This window comes from Moorena sp. SIO4E2, assembly GCF_010671945.1.
Taxonomy (GTDB): domain Bacteria; phylum Cyanobacteriota; class Cyanobacteriia; order Cyanobacteriales; family Coleofasciculaceae; genus Moorena; species Moorena producens.
The window spans coordinates 1-1,669 of record NZ_JAAHIE010001131.1 but is presented as its reverse complement, the minus strand read 5'-3'; the positions used below and the strand labels follow the sequence as shown (position 1 = coordinate 1,669).

General features: G+C 47.0%; 1 pseudogene. It reads right to left on the bottom strand.

From position 1 onward, the window contains the following. Positions 1-709 precede the first annotated feature (709 nt). Positions 710-1,669: pseudogene (locus F6K37_RS41465) on the bottom strand (S-layer family protein); the annotation flags it as partial.

Genomic DNA, 1,669 nt, shown 5'->3' with positions numbered 1-1,669 from the left:
TCACTTCTGATCATGAGCGTCAAACCAATCAATTCTAGGGGCGCTTCCCTTGCGCCCGAACCCTGTGCGCTCTTAAACCTGTGGTTGGCAGCAAGTGATATAATTTCCCGTTGAATACTTACACTTTGGGGAAAGCAAGGCAGAGGGCATAAGGCAGAGGGCAGAAGGCAGAAGTAAAGGAGTAAGGTTTAATCTCAGAAAGTTTTTTATCACTAATTATCCGGACATGATATCAAACAACCCCCAACCTTAAATTATATCATCTGAGGATAATTAGCCTTAATACAAATTTTTCCCATCAGCTGAGCAACCGAGCAACCGAGCACCCCATCTGCTAGTAAAGAGATTCAGTTGCTAGTGGTGCGTTAGGGGAGCGCTCATTTTCCGCCTCGTAGCCAGGGTTAGGTTGCTGCCCGTAACGCACCACTAGCTCAAACAGCTTACCTAGATCCAAAAGAGATCAGTGTTGATCTCAGTTTTTGTTATGATTAAAATTTGTGAGTTGATAGTTGCATTGAACTCTGGCTGATCGTTTCTTGTCAGCCAGGTGCAACTTTTCTTAAACCCTCTGGTAACTATTGGGTATAAATCCCTAAAAATATGTATCCAAATATACAATAATTTCCCCGATAATTCTCCTCATCTCCCGACTCCCGGTAAGCATATGCGCTACGCGCACGCTACTTGAGGTGCCGTCAGCTGTCAGCTGTCAGCCATTGGCCTTTGGCTGATAGCTGATAGCTGATGGCTGATGGCTGACGACTCCCGATTCCCTCCTCCCGATTCCCTCCTCCCGATTCCCTCCTCCCGAATGGCAATCAAGATGGGGCAATATCTGATCAACAGGAGTCCCCCTAAACGGTTGCGCAGTCAGAATAATTGTGCCATCCTTTGCTCTGACCCAGCCTTGGGCTTCGATAATCACTTTTTTTTCTTCGGGAGGTTGAGGCTGTATCACTGAAGGTTGCTGCTGTAATTGCTGTAATGATTGTTTCCTGCTGCTGCTGGGTAAGCCAGGACGAGTTCGCCACCTCACTGTTCTGTGGGCATTAATCACCGGATCTTCTGCACTAGCTGGTAAACCGCCTTTTCCGGTAATGATAAAGGAACTCCCGCCAGCAATCCGATTATTTTCAAAGCCACAAAGGTCATTGGCCAGGATCGCTTCTGCATCTACGGGGCTTGCTGGTAATTCCGTTAAGCCTGAGGTGGGGTCTACCTGGGAGATGTTGAGGATTACATCACCGTTGAAGGATGAGCCAAGGGTGGAGGTGGCGGTGATGTCATTGTCTGGAGTTAGACGGTCTCGAAACTCTAAACCAAAGATGCCTTGGGCATTAATCTCAACACTACCTCCTGGGCCAAATTCAGCATTGGCGGTGATGTCGCTATTTCCCAGACCGACTAAGGTTTCAGTATCAATGGTGATATTGCCCCCAGTTACATTCTGGGCGTCAGTTCTAATCTTGCTTTCGTTGAGGAGTCGGATGTTACGGGAAAATAGAGTAATATTGCCTTTGTCTCCTCCTGCTGTTTCTGCTGCGATGATTCCATTGTTGTTAAGGAAGATAGAGTTGGCATTAATCTTTACCTCCCCTGCTGAATTCTCCTGTTCAAAGCTTCTAGCACTAACCGGTCCATCAGAGACAATTAACTGCCCAGTGGTAAT